The sequence below is a fragment of the Paenibacillus sp. J22P218 genome, assembly GCF_056269195.1.
The window spans coordinates 271980-289406 of sequence record NZ_JBWDNL010000007.1; the positions used below are offsets into that span (position 1 = coordinate 271980).

The following is a 17427-nucleotide window of genomic DNA, read 5'->3' on the forward strand; positions in this document are numbered from 1 at the left end:
GCCGGCTTCTTGGATTGCTTACTTGTTCTTGCTAGCCAGATATTCATCCAACTGCTTCTGATACTCCGCTTGGACTTTCTTTATATTGTCGTAAGCCTTTTCCTTAAACTTGGCCAAACCCTCGTTCGGTTCCACCAGCCCCATCACAATCGGATTATAAAACTCCACGCCCGCATTGCTGAGTTGTGCCACTTCATTGGCTACCGGGCTAGGATTGAAGGTGAAGCCCGTCAGAATATCCGTTGCGAAGTTACTGGGTTCCCTCTGCCACTTATTCAGCGCAATGACATCTTCAGGCAGGCTGGCATCGATTCGATCCAGCTTCGGATTCCAGCCCCATGCGAAAGGAACGCCCGCATAAGGGTTATCTTTGATCGGTTTATAAAGACCTTCGCCCGCATCTTCCCAGTTCTTTCCCTTTATACCGTAGGCAAGCAGATCATAATTATCCTTCTGGTTCAGCCAATTAAGGAATTGAATCGCGCGTTCTTTGTTCTTACTGACCACCGGAACGGCAATAAAGTTGCCCGCTTTGTAGGTCGAGCTCAGCTTCATGCCGGAGTCGTATAAGGAGAAGGTTTCGGCAGAAGCTCCCGGAACCGATTGTTCAAGCGCCGTGCGGGTATTCAGATTGACGCCGAAATCGAAAAACGTGGAAACAGCCGCCTTTCCTTTGGCAAATTCCGCATTTTTGAGCGTAAGGGCATCTTTGGCCAAAATTCCGTCCTGATACAGCTTGCGATATTGCTCGAAATTTTTCATAATCATCGGGTCCATGTTATCAATAATATTATAGACCTTCCCGTCGTTCCCTTTGGTGTACAGTCCGGGATAGTTCAATACGGCTGCAAGGTTGGCTGCCGGATCAAGCATGTTTGCAAGCCTCAAGCCGATATGTTCCGTGCCGTTAGGTATGAACGGAGTGATTTCCGGAACCTTCTCTTTCACCAAATACATAAATTCGATCAGCTCGTCATAGCTTTTGATCGGTTCGACGCCCAACTGCTCCCGAATGTCCTTGCGAATGACGAACGTCCATGGGCGTATGAAATTCACTTCAAGCGGAACCGCATACAATTGGCCGTTTACCTTATTGGCTTCCATCAGCTCCGCAGAGCGATTGGCCTTAATATCGGGCCCGTATTTCTCGATCAATTCGTCCACCGGTTCATAGAGGCCGGCGGCCATATTTTGCACCGGATTATTGTCCCAGATCAGATCGTAGTCTTCCGCGGAGGATAATGCAACTTGACGTTTCTGAAGAACGTCCGTCCATGGGATATACACTACGTTCAGCTTCACATTAAGCGTACCCGCAAGCCGGTTCTCCATCTCCGCCTTGACTTCATCCCAGTCCGCCGGCGGATCGCCGGGGAACATGATCTTCAAGGTAACCGGATTTAATTTGCCGTCCTCGGAAACCTGCGGCGATTCGCCTGTTTCCGAAGGGGCCGGCCCATTCGAACGGCAGCCGGCCAATATTCCTGTCAGGATTAGCGATACGACCATTAACAAGAACCCGCTTCTTCTTAACTTCATGGCTTAACCCCTCCTGCTTGATGATCATCCGGGCGGCGGCTGCGACGATTTCCGTCTACCCGCGCATCCCGCTTCTGTCTGATCATACTCGGGTCGTTCTGTTTAGGTACAGTCCGTTATCTGACAATTGGTACGAAAGTCGATAAATGGGAAGTATCTATTTTCCAACTATGAGTACGGATTTCTACGCCTTGCCTTGCGTATTTTCAGTACGGTATTGGTTCGGCGTCATTCCGGTTGCCCGTTTGAACAGGGAATAGAAGGTGCTCTTGGTCTGAAAACCGGACTGTTCCGTTATGTCGGCTACCGTCCAATCGGTCGTTGTAAGCAGCTTGATCGCGTACTCGATCCGCTCATTTGTAATATAGTCGGATAAGGAGCACTCCAAACGCTCTTTGAAGATTTGCCGGGCATAGTTTACGGATATGGAAACATGAGTGGCAATGTCGTCCACGGAAAGCATCGGATTGTGAAGATGGTTGCGCACATATTCGATAATTTCGGCGGCGACCTCGTCCTTTCGGCTCGAAGCATTCTTCTTGCGATGCTGATCCATAATCTGCAGCAGCTCCCCGTACAGCCACGAGTTCACCTCTCCAATGGTTGCGAATTGCTCCAGGAACGTATGGATGCTCTTCATTCCTTGAAACGTCTTATAGTTTTTGAAGCTTTTCATAATCGAATAAATAATATGAGTCAGCTGCAGCTTGCATTCCTCATAGCTTAACGCCTGCATATGCAAGGTTAGTTCGTCCAAGTAACTCTTTAGAGCCTTATCGTTCTTAAGGTGAACGGAATAAATCACCTGCTTCAGCAAGTCTTCATCCAGATTGCTGTCTTCGCCCAGCTGATACCGTTCCCGATCTTCGGAAGTGAATACCCGATCCTCGTTATAAATGAATCCGATCAAAGTCAGTTCGTACATCCGGGTATACACGGTGTGAACACTGTCTTCCATATGAAGCACGGAGCTGACAGCCGCATGTAATTCCAGCTTCAGCCATCGTCTGATCTGAGCTCTTACCTCCTCTATCGCTGCGATGACCAGCGCCGTATCTTCTCCTGAAGCGGACGAAGAAATAAGCGCCACGAGGTGATCCGAGCTGAAATCGGCCGTTTCCGCGGCAAACCCGTGATTCGCAAGGACTTCGACCATAATATTGCCCAGTGCATAGCGGAGCAATTTTCGCGAAGCGAAATCGTAACATTCCTTGAACCGCCCATATGACTCCAGCCGTACGACCGCCATGCGGAAAGAGCCCGTCTGGAGGATTTTTGTTTCACTTCTAATAAACGCTTCGACAGGTCCGGAAGCTTTCGAATTGAGAATCCATTGACGCAAGAAATCCTCCTTCACCAATGCTTTGCTGCTCTTGATCGACAAGTCCAAGTGCTCAATCTGCTCGACCAGCAGATGGAAGCCGGAATGAATCCACTCAATCTCATTATTGGCATTCGCTGTCTGCGCCATCGGATGTTTCTTGCCGAGCTTGCTTTGCAATTGAAAGGCCAAATCGCTAATGGGCTTCAAGCTGCGGTAGGATTGCCAGAACAAGAACAACAGCAAAGCGATCAGCAGAAAGATCGAGGATCCGATAATTTCCGTCCGGATCTTGGTTATTTTCGCTTGCCACAGAGAGATCGGTGACAAATGATAAACCTTCCATCCTTCTATAGGAAGCTGGGCCGTCTGAATGGACCAGGTTTCATTGCCGGACTCCCATTTCCAGCCCTGTTCTGCCACCTCCGGCGTATCCGTCCCCATGAGATCTTCCGTCAACGCAGCATCCGTATTACCCAGAATGAACTCCTTATTTTTGCCTTCAATCAAAACTTTGTTCTGATCTTCCTCCGATATTTGCAGCATGTGCTCATTCAGCAGCGGCTTGCTGAACAGAATCGCCACGAATCCATAATAGTTCTGATGAGGCCCGGCTGCCGGCACGACAAGCGCTAGATGCGATTCGCCCTTCACCTCATGGTTGACAAACTGCAGATACGGCGTCTTCTGACTCTTAATGTAATTCAGCATAGCCTGATCATAAAAATCCTGTATCGTATAAATACTTGAGTCTGAAGTATAGATCTGCCCGAGATTGAGGTTGATTAAATAAATATCGTCTATGAAAGGCTCGCTGCTCCTAAACTCCCTTACGCTTTCGGCCGCTTTATTTAACGCCAGGGGGGAATAATCATTTTCACCCATGTTGATCCACAGTGCGATATTTTCATCCGAATAAATTCGGAGTGTAAACTGACGCAATTTCTGCAAAGTAAATTCCGAGGTTTTCACGACCTGGTTCATTTTCTCTTGGTTGGACTTATTGATTTCATCCATTGCGCTTTGAGCGAACTGCCGGCTCAGGAACATAGTGAACCCCAGGGTGAGCAAGCTTACGGCTATGCAAGAATATAGAAAAATGCTGAAATAAGTTTTCTTCGGCTTTATCCGGTTCCACATCGGCATCCCCCCTGCTATTCGCGCAAGCGTAGAACTAGTCCAGTATGAATATTATAGAAGTCCGGATTTTATTACATGTAACCTAATGGGTGACCAATCAACGAACAAACTCTAGCGGACCCAGAAGACCTTTATTGGATAAAAATAGCCTCTTTTCATTTCTAACGGACGGAGATGACGCTAAGATTGCTAATTTATGCATATAAAGCCTCTCCTTTTAGAATAAGGGTCACTTTTGTCCGTAAAATGACCTAACAAGCAATTTGGGGACAGTTAGTGACTTTTAGGTCCGTTACACTTGCATGCGTCATCGCTGTTTGTTAATTGGTCAGCCGTAGAAACTCAGAAAGCGCCATAGAGGATCACAACGTACGCTGTGATCCTCTATGGCGCTTTTTAGTATTAGTAGGCGATACCCACACGTGATTTTATAAAATCGCTGCTTTTTATCAGGCTATATGCAAATTCTGCTGTATCCGACACGGATATTTCAACACCGCCTTCCGGCAAAAAATGACGGTCTACACGATATTTACCTACACTTTCTCCATCCGGCAAATACGTAGGACAGACAATAGTCCATTCGAGCGTTGATCGTTTTAGCATATCGTAAACTTTATGATGTTCTTCTGCTGCACGGACTGACTTACGCTTTGATTCACTTGACTGATAACGCAGTGCATCTGGGTTGGTTCTACTTTGCAGGATACCAGCAGTTCCTATCGTTATAATTCGTTGTATACCTTCGTTTTGCATGGCTTCGATAATTAGAGGCATACTTTCTGATAGAGTAGTTGTCCCATCCGTACTTAGGGCGCTAATAACTACATCAATCCCATGTGTTGCACGCATGACATCATCTATATTTAAAACATTACCTTGAATAGTCTTTAAATTTCCATTATTTATTTGAATCTTCTCTGGAGTACGAACTAATACCGTAACATGATGTCTGTCATGAAGGGCATAAGTAACGATTTGGCCTCCAACTCGTCCAGTTGCACCTAAAATTAAAATATTCATAAGAACCAACCTCCTCTTGTCAATACAAATATTACTCTATACTTTAAAAGTTATTATCTTCTTTTTCAACTAACTGATAGGTTAGTTGAAAAGTAATAATAAAAAAATGCTTGTAAAAAGAAAAAAACTTTAACTCGTTACAATTATTAAAGCAGCCGCACACAATGTGAGCGGCTGCTTTTTCATCTAGCTGGCGGTTAATCTATTTTAAACTTGTCTTTATATTTTTCTGCAAATTCTCTAAACGAAGTTAATTTGATATTGTAATTCTTTAATAAATCAATATCTACATTATAACCCACTACGTTATTCCATTGGTCACCTCGTACAGATAATGGATGAATTCCTTGCTCCAATGCTTCTTCAATACTAAGTGTTGTGATTTTAAGCTCTTTTCCTGTGACCTCCGAGATGATCTCGGCAATTTTTTTATATGAAATCGATTCGGCAGCTAACTCAATATTATGTTTATTGAATTTTTCAGGATTTGCAAAGGCTGCACAAACAAAAGAAGCAAGATCATCAACTGCAATGTGATCTATAGGTGTATCCGCAAACGTAACCGTTTTTATTTCCCCTTGTTGTAAATCAGGATACATGAACCCAGATTTTTCAGCAGTGAAATTTTCCATAATAGCTGCTGGTTTCACGATAGTCCATGTAGGAAAGCCTGCTGAACGAACAGCCTCCTCTATATCCCACTTATCTGTCCAATACTTCTCAAACCAATAACCTGTTCCCCATTCTGGGAATTCCGTATATCTGCTTGTGGCTGCAACGGAAGTGTGCACAAATTGTTCTACGCCAACTTTTTTTGCACTTTGAATTAATGCAAAAGCCTGTTTTCTCTCTCTATCCGTTTCATTGGTATCCACTCCAGAAATCGGTACAGAGAAAACAGCATCGACATTTTTCATAGCATTCTCCAAAGAGGATGGGTCATCGAAGTTACCTACTACAGCTTCTGCCCCTTTTTGAATAAGTGCCTGGGCTTTAGTAGAATTTTTATCTCTAACTAAAATACGAACTTTAAATCCCTGTTTCAATGCTTCATTTGCAACTGCACCGCCTTGTAATCCAGTAGCGCCCGTAACTAAAATCAATTTTTGATTATTCATTTTGATATCACCTTTCTTGGGTATATTTTTAGTTTGGGTTTAGATTATAGAGCTCAGCAAGTTTCTCATACAGTTTTAATCGCGTATCAAAGCCTTCTTGGGCAGTTGACACGATGAGTTCTTGGACACCTAGGGTATCCGCCAAGAAGTCTAATTTCGGCTTTAATTCGCTCCACGTACCTATTACTAGCGTAGATAAAAACGATTGTGAAGCTTGATGATGAGCTTCAGAAAACCGTAACTCATGTGCCTTCAGTGGATCAAAACCGTTGAAGTGCCCTAAGCTTTGTAAAAATTTTAAACTTAGGATTTTTTGTTGATATTCTACTTCTTTATCCGTATCGCCGCCGATTACTGAAACGCCTAAAATAACATCTGGTGCTGACACTCCATGATTTGCTTGATAAAGCTTGCGATACAATGAGATGGCTTCTTTTGCCCCTGCAGGATTAAAATGATATGCAAAAGAGTAGTTGGCTGCATCAATTGCCGCAAGTTGGGCACTATAAGGGCTGGACCCTAGAATCCAGATTGGCGGAAGTGGTGCGTCTTGTGGCATCGCAATGATCTGGGCAAATGAATCATCAGACAACGACTCTGAAGGATGGTCAAATCCTCTTAATTCACGAAGCAATCCATGTAAATCATCTGCATTTATTGAATTCATAGAGCGACGTAAGGCAAGCGCAGTTTTACCGTCAGTTCCAGGTGCACGGCCCACACCCAAGTCAATGCGACCTGGGTAAAACGTCTCGAGTAGTTTGAAGTTCTCGGCTACTTTTAACGGAGAATGATTGGGAAGCATGACGCCACCTGAACCAACCCGTATGCGCTGCGTACTCGCAGCTATTTGACCGATTAAAAGTTCGGGCGAAGCGCTGGCTAATAAGGGAATATTATGATGCTCCGTAACCCAAAAGCGTTCGTAACCTAGTTCATCCGCTTTGCTCGCAAGTTTAATCGAATTTATCAAAGCTTGTTTGGCGGATGTTTCATGATCGACTGGAGCCATATCCAATATAGATAAACGTTGAACCATGTTCTGCCTACCTCCTTTCTATTGATTGTTTCCACGTCCATATTGACAAGGTCCCCCAATGCTCAATTTCCATTCCAACAGCAAACGTGGTACTATTACCTTATCTCTTATAGGCGATAACAACAAGTACTGTCATTTTTAATAGGTACTATGTTTTTTGATAGTAATGAGATTTCAATTGGCTTTTTTGGGAGGAGGAGAAATGTGACTAAAAATACTAAGTTCCGTACACCTGACTGTGGTTTATCAAAAGTTCAACAAATGTTAGGAGGGAAATGGAAACTCTTACTACTATGGTATCTTTCAGAGGAGCCTAGACGTTTTGGAGAGATCCGTCGATGTTTTCCGGAGATTACCGAGGCCATGTTGACAAAACAGTTGAGGGAATTGGAGCAGGATAAATTAATCTATCGTGAAGTATTCAAGGTAGTTCCGCCAAGAGTAGAGTATTCATTAACAGATTTAGGATCAAAATTTTCTCCAATAATAGAGGCAATGCATGAATGGGGGGAAGAAAATTTGAAGGATTACACCCATTCGATAATTACTTGATATACTTGTTTTTTGATAGTCGCTAAACACGATTAGCGTTACTATTAGGGGATTCGTTTCTCATATTATGTTATTCATTATTTATTAATCTAACGGAGGACGATAGCCCACGACATGACGGCAGCCGGCCACGCGATCGGTTGCCTTTGTTCGTTGAAGTAACGGGCAGTTTAGCGTGACGGATTGAGAATGCTTCCATTTTGTTTTCAAGCTTAACTCTCAGTGTTCACAGAGATCGGAATTTTGATAGAACCTACTCCTATTGACCTCACACCATTTTTCGGATTCGTATCGGAACCTACGGTAACTAAAATGTTGAAGGTTTCCGATGGTAATATTGCTTTTCGATCAGAAACTAAATCGATCATTATCGTTCCAGTTCCTCCTCCGGCAGGTTCTTGCAAATAAGTTACACCAACTTCAACTCTATTTCTCCATTCATCACCTAGGTTCATATCAGTTTCAGAAGCATATGGTTCTAGCGATGTTTTTTGATTATAAGGATAACTACTTAAAATATTAGAGATATACCATTTCTTCGGGATGTAAACCGTCATTCCGCCGAAATCTTCGGGATCAATCTCAAACGACGCAACTATTCGTATACGCTCAGCCATTCCTTTGTTGCCCCATACTATGATCGTTCCTTTTACCGATGAGTTTTGATTTGCAGTGTCGGACTTAACGCTAAATTCCTTGGTGATCACAACACCATCATTGACTGCAATGTTATCAGAATGCTTCTCTTGGATAGGATAACGTTGCACAGACAACACAACTAAAACAGTAGTGAGAGCAACCAAGAAGTATTTAGCAAACGACTTCAGATCAATCCCTCCATTACAATTTCTGACAAATTTATTATATCATGAATTATACTTATATTTGGAGGTATTTGAATAATCCATTCAACTATGCGCTAACGGAGAACGAAAGTTGAACCAAACCAGTGATCAGATTCCCGCGGCAACTGCTCACTGTATTCATTAAGGTCAGTTTAGCTTAATGCTGACAAGGTTCATGGGACTGTATGTTATGCTAATGAAAAACGTCCGACAAAGGAGGGTTATCATTGTTCTTAAGCTATAAGAAGAAAATTAGAGGATGGAAAAGACATGTTAGGAACATTGAAAAGTGGAAACGACGAGTTATTGATTTAGATATTCAACATTTTCATCAATTCCAAAGGGATTATGCTAAACTTTGGATTCATCCATTTTACGCTATCCCACGAAGAAATCCTCCTGTCTGGTACAATCGCCGTCTCCTCTAAGCGATGTTAGATGTGTATCTAAGTTGGAACGAAAAGCTAATAAAATTAGATGAAGAATTTTATATTAAGTTATGGTTATACGACCCACATTTCATCAACTCACAGGTGGTAGCTGCTTATAAAGATTGTCTTCACTTTTACGACAAAACGTTTGATGTTGAGAATTTAGAAAAACAGTTCCCTTTTCATAAGTACACTTACCTGAGAGATAGGTTAGAAATGTTCGATTGGCATCCACATATTGATTGCGAAGTATACACTGAGAGTGATCTAATTGACAATATTCAAAGAGGTTGGATGAGTGAAAACGAATTTAAGGCTATTAAAGGGAAGGCTTATAAAGTCGATACAATTCACCTTTCAGATGGAGATAAGGATAAAACGTATAGCGTTCGAGTTGGAGATGTTTGGGTCGGCTCAATAAAGAAAAGCGAAGATGGTAATTTTAGCGATCCAAAATACGTTAAAAGTTTAAGCTAACTGGAGACGATAGTACCACGATTATGACGGCAACCGGCACACGACCGGATTGCCGTTGCTCGTTATATAACAGGCAGGATTGTAAAGCAGATTAGAGAATAATTTTGCTATATAGTTTGCAAATACGGTGTGATAAGGCGTGGAAATACGTAAAGAGCTTTTAACTGAAGTGATTAACAACTGGGATCCTGTCGGTCTGTTAGCTGGGGGTGCTCCACAGAACGAGTATGATATTGAGATCAATGTGATTACACAAAAGTGTATAGCATGTACAAATGAAATAGAATTAGCAAAGCTAATTTACGAAGTATTCAATGATATGATTGGTGTGAAGTTAGACCATCTAAGTTGTTTAAAACACGCATTTAAAATTACTGATCACATTAACAAAAATTCAACTAACGGGGAACTATAGTGTCTCAGATAAGATTTAAAATAGGGGTGAGTGAAATAAGCATTCATCATTTTGAAGTACTAGTTGATCGTTTTATGAACAAGGAGTTTGGAATAGAAGAACTACAGAGCAGACTATATACCGCTTTGATACCAGACAAGTTTTATAAAGAATTTTTAAATGAAATTAGTGAATTAATTAATGAATTAGAACTTATCTTATATACTCAGATAGAGCCTGATCATTTTCATTTAGCAAGCGAGTTACTTGAAACTTTTAATGACTTTTTAAAGAAATATGATTGAACTAGCGGAGAACGATAGCTGAATAGTGACACTAAGAAAACCGAACACGGCGATCGGTTGCCTCTATTTATGGTAAAGGAGTTTAGTAATATCTTGTTATATTTATGGGGTTGTAAAATAATGCTGGGGGTTTGATTATGCATATACTAAAGAAAAAAATAATAGTTATAGCTGGACTTATTGCTTTACCTATAGCTGTAGCCGGGTGCGGTGGTTCAGTCAACGAGGACAAAGGGTATGGGAATAATGAGGATGCCGAATCAAGTGAGTTGGTTGAGACTGCTGTAGCGAAAGAAACTAATCCAAATACAGATAATGTATATACCCCAGAGCCAACGAAAGAACAAGCCTCGGCAATTGAACCTTTAATCACCAAAGCAGGAGGTCTTGGTGATACCAAGGAGGCTATCGAGCAGGTTCGTGGAACAAATGAGAACGAAAAAGATGATTTGTTCAGTTCATATCAGAATAATACAGTTCTCATAATGTATGCTGAAGATGATGAGTCGAAGAAAAACACAGCTAACAACGTAACCTTGTCGTTTGAAAATACAGCTTCCCCTCGGCGCACTGCAGAGGAAGCATTACATGAGGTTTCCTCAATTATTCCGAGTGATGCGGTCATAGTCAAGGAATATACTGCTGATGAGAGCCGTGATGTTGTTCAGTATGAGAGTAAAGATCTCGCTTTACAGATGAAGGGATACTACGATTTTGCTACGACTCTCGATCCGGAAGCAAAACCTGGTACTTTTATCGTTATATTAAAGCACGATGATGAAGGAATCTTCTCGGTTGTGGTTGGGATAGGTAGTAATCCATAAGATTGAGTTAATTGAAAACAACTCAACGATACCTGCATTCCGATAACATTGGTCACCTGTTTAAATTAACGGGAGACGATAGTGTTATAAAGCAAAGAAAGCAGCTAATCAACTCGATCGGCTGCTTTTTTTTTCCTCCAAATTATTCGTTTTACAGGAATTCTAACGGAAAACGATAGCACCACGACATAAAGGCAGCCGGCCCGAACGAACGGCTGCCTTTTCCACGCTAACGGGCAGGAGAACGTAGTACCATAACTCAGTCAGGTACTAGAAAAAGATGGTACTATTCCGAAATAATTGCTGTGCTACCCTTAGTATAGAGTTGGCAAACTGCAGGTTATGATTCAAAAGACAAAGGGTGGTGGATATGATAAAAAAAACGATATTAGTATTTGTTCTAATTTTAATTGCTATTGTAATTATTGAAGGTATGAGAATAGTGTTCAACCCTTTAATGCGATCCGATGAAGAGATAAGAAAACAGATGTTATCTCAATTTCCATTGGGAACCCATATGGATGAAGTCGTTCATTTTTCAAGAAATAAAAAAGGTTGGTCAGATCTAAAAATAGATGATTTAAATGGTTTTTACAAAGACGTAGTTCTAGGGGAGATAGTAGGCGAAAAGCATATATCGGTTTATATTGGAGAATACCGCAAGATTACGGAATATTACTTTATCACAGACGTCCAAGTCTTTTTTGGTTTTAACGAGAACTCTGAATTAATTGATATAAGAGTTAGGAAAATGACGGATTCGCTTTAGTTCAAACTCAATTATTCTGTAATCACGTAAACGTGGGTTGTCGACATTAATCGAATAGGAACCCCTCTTTTTCATACCCATACTCCCCTTTTATCACCTATAAAATCAATGTGCGCAAATTCCTTGGTACATTTATGATATCTGTCATTTTTCTTTGGTGTCATTAAACTAACGGGCAGAATACTTCCAATATGTGCTAATATGGATAGGCGGCATTAAGAGCTGATACTGGGGGATTTAAGCCATGACTAACATAAACTTTCTAGAGACAAGATTAGCCAGCAGGTATGAAGAAGAGGTTTCAAATGAAAGTAACAACACTGTTTTTGTTGACTTAATAATTGATTCGATATCCTTGTATCAAAGGCTGAAAGAGTACGACTTCGTGCCTGCCTTTGGTTGGGGAAATGATGAGCAACAACAGCTTACAATTGACTACTTTTTATTTAAGTTTCCTTTTGAATTCAAGTATCATAGGTATCCAATATTGATTTGTCCGCAGTGCGGTGATTTAGAATGCGGATATATCTCTGTAGCCATAGATAAAGAATCAGATATTGTAGAGTGGAGTAATTTTTACTTAGAACATAATAATCAACCGCTCGATATTGGACCTTTCTACTTTAAGTGGGATAACTACAAAGCAGCAATTGAGAAAGCTTACGAAATCGGTCGATTGAGCTAACGGGTGACGATAGTTAAACATAAAGGGTTCTACATATTATGCATGGTCTAATATGTAGAACCCTTTATGTTATTTGATTTTCTTTAGTTTAGGTCTTGATAATCATCAGTCTGACACTTTATTTTCACCGAACATTGGTTGCTCAACACAAAAAGCGCCGTAAAGGCACAGCTAAAGCTGCGGTCCTCTACGGCGTTTTCTAGTACTGCAATGGAATACGATGAATCCTAGGAATCATAAACGTCAATATCAACAAGCTTGCCGTCAACATAAGTAAAATCCATTTTCGATACACCGAAACCTGCCATCGTTTCCGATACTTGCATCACTTCCAGGGATAGTGCCGTCCATTGTTTTTTCTCCATTACACTCCACCTCCTTTCATGTCCGATTTCTGCCGTTTGAGAAACCGATAAGCTATCTAGCTGCACAAGTATATTTGAGTGAGGCTTCAGTCTGCTCCGGCCTTTAATGCCGAAGAATACTAAGAATCATAAACATCGAGGTCTACGAGCTTGCCGTCAACATAAGTATAGTCGATTTTCGATACGCCAAATCCTGCCATTGTTTCGGATACTCCCATCACTTCCAGCGAAAGAGCTGTCCATTGTTTTTTCTCCATACCATCACCTCCTTTCAAGGTACTATTCAAATTCCTATATTAATCTTTTGAGAAAACGATAGGCAATCAAACTGCGCATAAGTAACTTTAAGTGAGGATCATCAGCCTGCTCGGGCTTAATTCCCGAACTTACCTTGCTCATCGATTCCTTCACCTGCATCACATCCAAGTAGCGGGAAGCCTGCTCATCCTTGCACAGTGTACGAAGCTCTTCTTCTATCGACGGCCACCGGGGAATAATCCGATGCACCCAATCCATGCCTTGAACGCCGCGAGTCCGCTGATTCAATCGCACCTTGTCCGGCAGAATATGATTCGTTGCTCTTCGGATAAGAGAACGTCCAAAGCCATCCTTCACATATTGCTCCACGGGGATCGACAGGCAAAATTTGATCAGACGTAAATCGCTGGTTGCATCCCGTTCCCATATTCCCAGCCGATAGGATGATTTGGCCGAAATGGTGCCCTGCATGCTTAAAACGGCCTGATTGCTGAAATAATTCTCGCGTTCTCTCAGCATTTGATACGTTGACTCCCGCAAACCGACATCATACTGCGACAGCTTTTCATATACCCCGGAGCTCTTTGCAAAATCTGCCTGAATGATGGAAGGCACTCCCGGTTGAAACGGAGACCCTTTCTCCGGAAAAACCTGCTGTCTAATCGCGCGAACGATCCGTTTCCGGCCGATGCCCAATTGCTCGCCGTACATCGTAATCTCTCGGTATAATTGGAGCCATTGGAGCTTCTTCACCAGCAAGCTGTAATAACCGACAGCTGAACCCCAGGATATCGAGTAATTCCCTCTGGCGCCCGTGAGCAAGACACCTATTCCTTGACTCGCCGCTTCTTCATGGATACCTTTGACCCAGAATGCATTTTCGAAATTTTTGTATGGTCCTTCCAAACCGTCCATCCATTCATCAATCTCCGTATAAGGACTTATCCCCGGCAAATCCAATAAATTCGCCTTGATATTTCCCACATAATCGACGATGGACTGAATATAAGGACTTTCATCCGCAAACATGCTTCTGGGCGTCCAATCTTTGAAATCCCGCTCCGGAATATAGCTGAAGGCATGCAAGCTCTTGCCTTCCTTGGCAAGCATCCTCGCAGCGAACCCTGACACCGAGCCGGAATCAAGCCCCCCGCTAAGGGTGACTCCCACCTGCTTGAAGGTACGAAGTCTGGAGCGAACCGATTCTAGAAAAATGTCCTGAAAGGCCTCCACGTATTCGTCATCAGAGCCCAAGGTAAGGCTCTTATCCGGCATTAATGAGCCATACTTTGCAACCGTTAGCTTCCCCTCATACAAAGTAAACGTGTGTGCCGGAGGCAGCTGCAAAACATCTGCATAATAGGTCGTATGGACATCGACCGCATCCAAGAGCGTCGGTATCGCCAAAAATTCGGCAAACCTCTCTTCGCATAGTCTCTTATCTATTTCCGCTAGGGAGAATAGCGGATGGATTACACTGCAGAACGAGAATTGATTCGAACTGCGGTGATAATACAGGGTCCTGCTGGCAAGCTGATCTCTCGCCCCAAACAGCAGCTTTCTGCTTGCGTCCCATATAACGAAAGCGAAGTCTCCAATTAGATAACGCGGCGTCTCCGGACCCCATTTGCGATAAGCCAGCAGAATGAGTTCGCTGTCCGTTAGCCCGCTTCTACTGTCTCGCCCAATCTCAAGCTGCTCGAACAATTGCCCGCGATTGTCAATGATTGCATCAGCGGTTATTACCAGTCCGGATTGCGCATCCCGATAAGGAAGCCGTTCATTAACCGATTCAGGTGTTATCCATTGGGACCGGCAGCCGAGAAGAGCCGACGTTTCCTCCCAAACTTCAAATCCATCTCCTGGAAAACGTTGCACGGCTGCCATGAAATCTGCGGTTCCATCTTCTGGTTGCAGCGGCCTATCGAATTGTATAACACCGGCAATAACGCTCATGCAATCACCCCCTAGCGACTTCTGATTCATTACACCTATTTCTTCCTTACCCTCTTAACGATAAAGAAAGCCTCCTCTTCTTTATCTTTAAGAAGGGCCCTTATACGTTATAAAAGTGTAAGGGCCACGAAAATATCTGGACTAGCAGCAAGTCATCCTATGAATCCTCTGCATGGGGGTGACCGTTATTGTTACCCTTACCATTTCTGTCAGGATACACTCCGTTTTTTCCACCCATGGTTGCACTGACATCAAGGAGTTCCAACGTCAGCGGCTGCCATTCTTTCTTCGTTTCCTTTGTCATTTGTATCACCTCCTTTCATGTGGGGCGTTATGAAAATTGCCCAAGCGTAAACGGCTGTCGCCGTCCTTGGCGGCGTAAGCTTTCGTTTCGCGGTGAAATATAGGCGTTAGGATATGAGTGAAACTTATACTATCCTATATTTTTAAAAAACGGTAAACAATTAAGCTCTGCATTAATAATCTTACATTCGGATCAAAGGCTAATTCAGGTTTGGGCGAGTTTCCGATACTCGAAAGCGATTCTTTAATTTGTTTCACATTTAAAAAATACGAAGCCCTAGTATCACCACAAAGCTGATGAAGTTCTTCCGTAAAAGCACTCCACGATGGAATCATGCGATGGATCCAGTCCGCCCCCTGCACACCCCGAACGCGAAGATTAAACCGGACTTTATCGGGCAAATAATTTTCGGTCGATCTTCGAATCAAAGACCGGTCCATACCATTTTGGACATACTGTTCTACAGGCACGGATAAACAAAATCGAACCACTCTGGGATCACTGGTCGGATCCCTCTCCCTGACGGCATAGCGTAACGATAATTTCGTTGATGACGTCCCCTGATGGTTTAAGAACGCCAAATTTTCGAACTGATAGATTCTTGCCGCAAATTCGTCCATTGAAGAGTCGGTTAATCCGACATTATGGTTTTTAAGTTTATCCATGATTTTGGTTCGTTCCGCTAAATCCGGATTAATTACAAGCGGGATATCCGGCGAGGGCTTCGAGAAGAAAGCCGGAACCGGAAATGCCAGTTTGCCGATTATGGGCAGCAACCTTGATCTCCCGATTCTCATATTTCTGCCATAGAGCTTCAGCTCATGGTAAAAACGCAGCAAACGCAGCTTTCTTAAAAGCTGAGCGTAGTAATCCAGCGCCGGGCCCCACGAGATGGAGTAATTCCCGCTCCCTCCATTCAACAATACTCCGACTCCGTCCTTCTCCGCTTGCTCGAGAATCCCTTTGATCCAGAATGAATTTTCAAAAAACTTGTAAGGCGCCTCCATCAGCTCGAGCAGGTCATTCATTTCCTCAAAGGAGTTGCGACCCGAGAAGTCCAAATCGTTGTGCGCGATATTGCCTACATGCTGAACCGTGGCCCCGATATAAGGTCTCTCGTCGGCAAGCAAGCTTTTCGGTGTCCAATCCACAAAATCGGAGGGAGGGACATAACTGTAGGTTTGTAAAGTTTTCCCTTCCTGCCGCAACGGGTTTGCGGCAAAGCTTACGACAGCCCCCGAATCCAATCCTCCGCTTAAGCTTGCGCCAACACTCCGGTATGTCCGGAGCTTCGATGTAACGGCTTCCTGAAAGACTTCACGAAATGCCTCTTCGTATTCGCCGTTTGTTTTTAGTTTAAGATTCCCGACAGGCGTTAGGAATGTCCCGTATTGCTCCAACGCAAGGTTTCCGTCCGACACCGTAATCGAATGGCCGGGAGGAATTTGATCGATATGATGATAAACCGTGGAGTGAACATCGATCGTATCCAAAATGATAGGGATCATGAGAAACTCGGTTAACCATGACTCATTCAGTTCCTTCTTGACACCGGAAATAGTAAACAGCGGATCCATCACCGTGCAAAAGGCAAACTGCCCGGAATGATGATAATAATACAGCGTTCGATTTCCCGACAGATCACGCGCGCCGAAAAGATGGCGTTTTTGCTCATCCCATATGATGAACGCAAAGTCTCCTATCAGGTATCGCGGGGCTTCCCTCCCCCATTTCAGGTACGCCGCCAAAATAAGCTCGCTGTCCGTCATCTGTTTCCGCCGGACATGCTCCACCTGCAACCGGTTAAATAATTCCTCCCGGTTGTCAATGATCGCGTCTGCGGTAATGGCGAGCTTATGTTGCTCGTCGTAATAGGGCAGCCGTTCTTTAGTCGATTCGGGTGTGATCCATTGCGCGTGACAACCTAAAAATACGAAACGGTCATGCCAAACCCGCACTTCATGGGCAGGGTATTTTTGCAAGGCTTGCATCATATTTTCGATCGTTTCGACAGTTACAGGTTCTTCATTACAATTAAACACACCGGCTATCGCACTCATCATTACTCCAATCTTTTCTAGT

The 17427-nt window shown here is 43.1% G+C and carries 18 protein-coding genes; 7 read left to right on the top strand and 11 right to left on the bottom strand.

Annotation, left to right across the window (positions count from 1 at the left end):
• Positions 1-18: 18 nt before the first annotated feature.
• The 5 genes from AC0YN0_RS26975 to AC0YN0_RS26995 all read right to left on the bottom strand — a co-directional run bounded on the left by AC0YN0_RS26975 (position 19) and on the right by AC0YN0_RS26995 (position 7180).
• The gene (locus AC0YN0_RS26975; protein ID WP_475824051.1) at positions 19-1539 is read right to left on the bottom strand and encodes an ABC transporter substrate-binding protein; all 1521 of its coding nucleotides are present in this window, start codon (positions 1537-1539) and stop codon (positions 19-21) included.
• Between the two features lie 184 nt (positions 1540-1723).
• Complete coding sequence (locus AC0YN0_RS26980) at positions 1724-4000, bottom strand: AraC family transcriptional regulator (protein ID WP_475824052.1); 2277 nt, start codon at positions 3998-4000, stop codon at positions 1724-1726.
• Between the two features lie 402 nt (positions 4001-4402).
• Positions 4403-5023 (bottom strand): NAD(P)-dependent oxidoreductase, encoded by a 621-nt coding sequence (locus AC0YN0_RS26985; RefSeq protein ID WP_475824053.1) that lies wholly within the window; start codon positions 5021-5023, stop codon positions 4403-4405.
• A 197-nt stretch (positions 5024-5220) separates the two neighbouring features.
• On the bottom strand, positions 5221-6141 hold the full coding sequence (locus AC0YN0_RS26990; protein ID WP_475824054.1) for an NmrA/HSCARG family protein: 921 nt from the start codon (positions 6139-6141) through the stop codon (positions 5221-5223).
• Between the two features lie 28 nt (positions 6142-6169).
• Positions 6170-7180: an LLM class flavin-dependent oxidoreductase gene (locus AC0YN0_RS26995; protein WP_475824055.1), complete on the bottom strand. Its 1011-nt coding sequence runs from the start codon at positions 7178-7180 to the stop codon at positions 6170-6172.
• A 204-nt stretch (positions 7181-7384) separates the two neighbouring features.
• Between AC0YN0_RS26995 and AC0YN0_RS27000 the strand changes: the two genes are divergently transcribed.
• Positions 7385-7732 (top strand): winged helix-turn-helix transcriptional regulator, encoded by a 348-nt coding sequence (locus tag AC0YN0_RS27000; protein ID WP_475824056.1) that lies wholly within the window; start codon positions 7385-7387, stop codon positions 7730-7732.
• A 212-nt stretch (positions 7733-7944) separates the two neighbouring features.
• Here the strand turns inward: AC0YN0_RS27000 and AC0YN0_RS27005 are convergent, their stop codons facing one another.
• On the bottom strand, positions 7945-8499 hold the full coding sequence (locus AC0YN0_RS27005) for a hypothetical protein (protein ID WP_475824057.1): 555 nt from the start codon (positions 8497-8499) through the stop codon (positions 7945-7947).
• 518 nt (positions 8500-9017) lie between these two features.
• On the opposite strand from AC0YN0_RS27005, the gene AC0YN0_RS27010 reads away from it, so the two are divergent.
• The 6 genes from AC0YN0_RS27010 (at position 9018) to AC0YN0_RS27035 (ending at position 12462) form a co-directional block, all read left to right on the top strand.
• Positions 9018-9485, top strand: a complete 468-nt coding sequence (locus AC0YN0_RS27010) for a hypothetical protein (RefSeq protein WP_475824058.1) — start codon at positions 9018-9020, stop codon at positions 9483-9485.
• Between the two features lie 139 nt (positions 9486-9624).
• Positions 9625-9900: a hypothetical protein gene (locus AC0YN0_RS27015; protein ID WP_475824059.1), complete on the top strand. Its 276-nt coding sequence runs from the start codon at positions 9625-9627 to the stop codon at positions 9898-9900.
• Positions 9900-10184 (top strand): hypothetical protein, encoded by a 285-nt coding sequence (locus tag AC0YN0_RS27020; RefSeq protein WP_475824060.1) that lies wholly within the window; start codon positions 9900-9902, stop codon positions 10182-10184. The genes AC0YN0_RS27015 and AC0YN0_RS27020 overlap by 1 nt, the downstream gene beginning before the upstream one ends.
• A gap of 137 nt (positions 10185-10321) precedes the next feature.
• Complete coding sequence (locus AC0YN0_RS27025) at positions 10322-11008, top strand: hypothetical protein (RefSeq protein WP_475824061.1); 687 nt, start codon at positions 10322-10324, stop codon at positions 11006-11008.
• Positions 11009-11378: 370 nt separating this feature from the next.
• Entirely contained in the window at positions 11379-11777 is a 399-nt protein-coding gene (locus tag AC0YN0_RS27030) for a hypothetical protein (protein WP_475824062.1), read from the top strand.
• Positions 11778-12021: 244 nt separating this feature from the next.
• A complete protein-coding gene (locus AC0YN0_RS27035) occupies positions 12022-12462 on the top strand; it encodes an oxidoreductase (protein WP_475824063.1) in 441 nt (146 codons plus the stop codon).
• A 227-nt stretch (positions 12463-12689) separates the two neighbouring features.
• Here AC0YN0_RS27035 and AC0YN0_RS27040 read toward each other — a convergent pair whose 3' ends face one another.
• The 5 genes from AC0YN0_RS27040 to AC0YN0_RS27060 all read right to left on the bottom strand — a co-directional run bounded on the left by AC0YN0_RS27040 (position 12690) and on the right by AC0YN0_RS27060 (position 17405).
• Complete coding sequence (locus tag AC0YN0_RS27040; protein ID WP_442052558.1) at positions 12690-12827, bottom strand: paeninodin family lasso peptide; 138 nt, start codon at positions 12825-12827, stop codon at positions 12690-12692.
• 119 nt (positions 12828-12946) lie between these two features.
• Entirely contained in the window at positions 12947-13084 is a 138-nt protein-coding gene (locus tag AC0YN0_RS27045) for a paeninodin family lasso peptide (RefSeq protein ID WP_475824064.1), read from the bottom strand.
• 34 nt (positions 13085-13118) lie between these two features.
• Positions 13119-15041, bottom strand: coding sequence for an asparagine synthase-related protein (locus tag AC0YN0_RS27050; RefSeq protein WP_475824065.1), 1923 nt, complete (start codon positions 15039-15041; stop codon positions 13119-13121).
• A gap of 157 nt (positions 15042-15198) precedes the next feature.
• Positions 15199-15345, bottom strand: a complete 147-nt coding sequence (locus AC0YN0_RS27055) for a paeninodin family lasso peptide (protein WP_475824066.1) — start codon at positions 15343-15345, stop codon at positions 15199-15201.
• Positions 15346-15479: 134 nt separating this feature from the next.
• Positions 15480-17405 carry an asparagine synthase-related protein gene (locus AC0YN0_RS27060; protein WP_475824141.1) on the bottom strand — a complete coding sequence of 642 codons (1926 nt, stop codon included), beginning with the start codon at positions 17403-17405 and terminating at the stop codon, positions 15480-15482.
• Positions 17406-17427: the final 22 nt, after the last annotated feature.